General features: G+C 61.6%; 4 protein-coding genes. 1 reads left to right on the forward strand and 3 read right to left on the reverse strand.

Translation table 11 applies throughout. The features are described from left to right. On the reverse strand, positions 1–766 hold a 766-nt coding region (locus tag VMR03_RS13860), incomplete at its 3' end, for a glycosyltransferase (protein WP_325406199.1). Beyond that, positions 763–2,493 carry a glycosyltransferase gene (locus tag VMR03_RS13865; RefSeq protein ID WP_325406201.1) on the reverse strand — a complete coding sequence of 577 codons (1,731 nt, stop codon included), beginning with the start codon at positions 2,491–2,493 and terminating at the stop codon, positions 763–765. The genes VMR03_RS13865 and VMR03_RS13860, both read right to left, overlap by 4 nt. Before the next feature lie 247 nt (positions 2,494–2,740). Between VMR03_RS13865 and VMR03_RS13870 the strand changes: the two genes are divergently transcribed. Next, positions 2,741–3,676, forward strand: a complete 936-nt coding sequence (locus VMR03_RS13870) for a glycosyltransferase family 2 protein (RefSeq protein ID WP_325406202.1) — start codon at positions 2,741–2,743, stop codon at positions 3,674–3,676. Between the two features lie 14 nt (positions 3,677–3,690). On the opposite strand, the gene VMR03_RS13875 is transcribed toward VMR03_RS13870, so the two are convergent. Next, positions 3,691–4,680: UDP-N-acetyl glucosamine 2-epimerase (locus tag VMR03_RS13875; protein WP_325406204.1), on the reverse strand; the 990-nt coding region annotated here is incomplete at its 5' end.

Consider the following 4,680-nt stretch of genomic DNA (forward strand, 5'->3'; position numbering starts at 1 on the left):
CACCTGCCGCCGCCGCACTGCGCTCGCGGGACAAGGCCTGAGGCAGAGTGGTTGGACCGATACGATATGAGCCGATATCCGGCCGGCGGGCCACCGGTTTCCCGTCGAGGCCGACGAGCCGGTAATGGAAGCTGTGCGGAAGCGTCCGGTGGTGGTAGCCGGCTCCCGCGATATTGCAGGTCCACCACCAGTCGACGCAGCCCCAGCCGCGCGCCGGATCTTCCAGGGGGAAGGGAACCCGGTCCAGGAGCAGGCGCGGTGCGAAGAAACTGCTGGAATAGGCTTCGACCGCCAGCAAATCACGGATGTCGAACGACGGCACGGATGTATCGGACTGGAACTGCGTCCAGTAGAAGCGGTGATCGAAATAGTCGGAGCCGACCATGAGGACGATCTCCGGCCGCCATACAGTCGGCTGTCGAGATGTCCGCGCCGCCGTGAATGCATCGGCGAGCCATGTCGCCGACCACATGTCGCCCTCGTCGACCAGGCCGACACAGGTCCCGCTCGTGGCGGCGATACCCGCCTGCCGCGCGGCGCCGGTCGAGGAGGTCGGGGCCTCTATGCAGGTCCAGCCCTCAGGCAGGTACTCGGCGACCCACCGGTTCATATGTGCGGTGGGTGCACTCACCACGAGAATGCCCTCTACCGTCCGGCCCTCGGCTTCCGCATGCCGGATGGCGCGTCGTACGGAGGTCAGCGTGGCGTTGAGCGCGACCGTGTCCTCGTAAGCACGAACGACGACAGAAATATCGATGCCCGTCATGCCGACACTCGCTCCCGCTCGACAGGTTGCATGTAGCCCGGGATGCTGTGAAGCGTGGACGAGAACGCTTCCCAGCTGTGGCGCTCGACGAGCAGCCGGCGAGCCGCTTCGGCGCGGCGACAAGCCTCCGCGGGATCGCGTCTGATATGTTCGAGCGCCGCCCGATACTCATCGACGGCATCGGGGCCGCTCACCAGCCACCCGGTGTCCTCGCGAATGAATTCGCCGATCCCGCCGACATTCGGTGCGACGATGGGCAGCCCGAGCAGCGCCGCCTCAAGAAGAGCAATGGGCATCCCTTCGGCACGGGTCGTGAACATGTAGGAGTCGTAGTCTTCCACCACGATATCGGACAGGGACTCGAATTCTCCACGATATGACACATTGGACAGCCGATGCGTCCAGGACATATCCACCTTCTGCGCGACTTTCAGCACTGCGCCGAAAATATCGAACTGGCGATCCGGCGTCTCCGTCGCAACCTTCTGCAGGACGTCGAGGCGCTTCTCCACCGAGATGCGACTCATCCAGAGCGTCCTCTTCGGCCGGGGCCCGGGTGCCATGTCGGCGAAGCGGTAGGGCGCACGGGCGCCGTCCAGTCCCAGTATCGGGGTCCGAATGACGTGGAAACGACCCATCTGCTCGTCGGTGAGACCGAAGCATTCGCGCGCCCTGCGAATGACGGCTTCATTATCGGCGAAGACGCCCGAGAACACATCCGTCATTTGAGGGAGGAATTGCCAGAAAAAGCCCACCGGCATTCCGTCGTCGAGCCTTATGTCGCTATATATATTCGCATAGAGGTTGGAATCCCGACGGTAAAGATGGCCTTTCTCGCGAAAGGCGATCCAACCTGTCAGCGAATTGATGCAATGGACTGTCGCGGGCCGTCGTTCGATCATCATCCGGTCGAAGACGTAAGTGCGCTCCGCCTGAGACAATTCGGCGGCGAAGTCGTTGATGGCAACGATTTTCACGCCAAAGCGAGTCCGGGCTTCGGCCGGCAATTCGAATGCCTGCTCGGGGGCGAAGATGCATAGCTCACCGTCGGCATAATGTTCGCGCAGAAGGGCTATAACGCGCTCAGTGACCTTTTCGGAGCCGCCGGAAAGACCGAGCCAGGGCACGACCACGAGATGGCGAATGCCCTCCGGAATAGCGTCGACGATTGCCGTGGCGTGGCGTCCGATAGAGGGAAACGGCAGCTGGCGCTGATCGGCGATGAACCGCCGTTGAATTTCCATTGTCGGCGTCGCGGTATTGGCGACGTCGCGGAGGCCCGACAGGTCGGCGCGAATTCGCGGCCACAGATCGACAATGGCGTTCCGCGGCGGAACCGCGACGGGCTGCGGGCCGGCGACCGGCGATGCGGCGGTCGGGATTGTCTCTACGCCGGAGCCCGGTCGATAGCCGCCATTCTTCGAGAACACGAGGAAATGCAGGACAGGGCCGTATTTGGCGGCGGCGCGGTGTTCCAGAAGATAGTTGCGTTGCGAAAACCACGCATTCGGATCCGCAAGTTTCCTGTTTCCCACAAAACAGAAATCCAGCATCGGAAATTTTCTTCTGAACCGGCGCTCCTTGTTCGTCATTACGTAGAACCGCCGATCGAGGAAGCCGCGGTTCAACCGAAGCGCGATGAGGACGGCGAGTCCCTGAAATACAAATGCGGGGGCGGTTCCGACAAAGTAGAGTGTCTTTGCCAGAATCCTGAAAAAGCGGCGCATCACCGCTCTCCCGGATATCGCAAGCCCGCGAGATGATTCATCCGTCTCCCGCGGCCGCCCGGATGCGGAAGCTGAAACTGCTTGCGATCATGATCCATATTTGCCCCCTCTTATCCTGCGAACGGGCATGCCCGGTGCCCCGACGCTATTGTTGTTCTGCTCTTTCAAGGATGGCACATCGCACTTGCCTTTTCACCTTATGGCAACATGTAATGTGCCGGTGTCAACATATTTCCCGGTCTCTCGCGTGTCGCATCCGCCCAAGATTTCAGTCATCATCCCAACCTACAACAGGGAAAAGCTTCTCCCGCTCACGCTCGACAGCATTCTCGGTCAATCCTGCGAGGATTTCGAAATCATCGTGGTCGACGACGGTTCGACGGATGGAACGAGAGCGGCAATCGACGCCCGCGGGGATCCCCGTATCCGCTATGTCTACAAACAGAACGGTGGCGAATCGTCGGCGACCAATTACGGATGGCGGCTGGCGAGAGGCCGATATGCAGCCGTCGTGTCGTCGGACGACCCGGTGTTGCCGGGCTGGATGGAAACCATGGAGAAATTCATGGATGCGAACCCGTCCATTCTCGTGGCCTATCCCGATTGGCGTCTCATCGATATCGACGGAAATCTCGTCCAGCATCTGAAGACGGAGGAGTATGCCTTCACCCGTATGGTATCGTGGCTGCTCACGATGCCAGGCCCCGGAAGTTTCATCCGCAGGGAAGCGCTCGGCGACTTCGGCGATCTTCGGGACGCGCAGTACCGGTATGCTCCCGATCTGGAAACCTGGCTGCGGCTCGCGTTGAGGGGCGATTTCGCACGTGTGCCGCATGAACTGGCGAGCTGGCGTACCCATGCCACGTCGATCACGGTTGCCGATCGTTCGCTCGCGCGCGCCCGCGAGATGCCGAGGCTGGTGCGTCACTTCTTTTCGCGGCCGGATCTTCCGCCGGAGATTCGGCGCCAGAAGCGTTATGCGCTCAGCCGCGCTTACTGGACCGCCGCATGGATCCTGCATGAAAACCGTCCGCTTCTGTCGGATTGGTACCTGCTCAGGTCCTATTGGCTCGCACCGAACGATCCGCCGGAACTGCCCGCCTATCTCAAGCGCTTTCATCGACCGAGTCCAGCGCGGCTCTGGCGCAATCTGCTTGTGGCGTTGGGCCTAAACCGGAATTAGCCGGACCGGACGGATCACGAGCCGAGATCGTTCCCGCGGATGCCGTCCCACGCATTGGACAGGGGGGCTGTTCCGAGGATCAGGTTCACGACACGCTCGGACGTGTCGGTCACGCAATAGTCGGCCGGCACCGGATGCGGACGTCCCTTGGCCTCGCGTTCGGAGAACATGCGCGTGACCGTCTCGACGCCACGCAGGATGGCCTCGCGGGAAAGTCCGGTCATCGCCAGGGCGCCGACATCGAGTCCTTCGGGCCGCTCAATGGCGTCGCGCGGAGTGACGGCGGGAAAGCCGAGGATCGATGCTTCCTCGGCGATGGTGCCGCTGTCCGAAATGACGCAGAAGGCGCTCATCTGAAGACGGTTGTAGTCATGGAAACCAAAGGGCTTCATGAACTGCACGCGCTCGTCCGTCAGCGCACCGAGCTCCTCCAGCCGGCGTCGTGTGCGTGGATGTGTCGAGACGATGAGCGGCTTGTCATAGCGCGCCGCCAGCGTCGACAGAGCGACCATGAGTTCACCAAGGCGCGCGCGGCTGTCCACATTCTCCTCGCGATGCAACGACACAACGAAATATCCTCGCGGCGACAGTCCAAGACGCGCCAACACATCGGAAGCGTCGATGCGGTCACGATAATGGTCCAGCACCTCACGCATCGGCGAGCCGGTCAGATAAATGCGACGGTGCTGGATGCCTTCGGATATGAGGTGCCGGCGTGCGTGCTCGGTGTAGACCAGATTGAAATCCGAGATGTGATCGACGAGCTTGCGATTGGTTTCTTCGGGCACATTGCGATCGAAGGAACGGTTTCCGGCCTCCATGTGATAGACGGGAACTTTCATTCGCCGCGCCATGATGGCGGAAATCGCCGAGTTGGTGTCGCCCAGGATCAGCACCGCATCCGGCCGCTCGGACGCAATCACCTTCTCGCTCTCGATCAGGATGCGTCCAAGCGTCTCGCCGAGCGAACCTCCACCCGTTCCGAGAAAGTGATCCGGGCGGCG

The organism is Parvibaculum sp. (assembly GCF_035511255.1).
In the GTDB taxonomy this organism is placed as follows: Bacteria; Pseudomonadota; Alphaproteobacteria; order Parvibaculales; family Parvibaculaceae; genus Parvibaculum.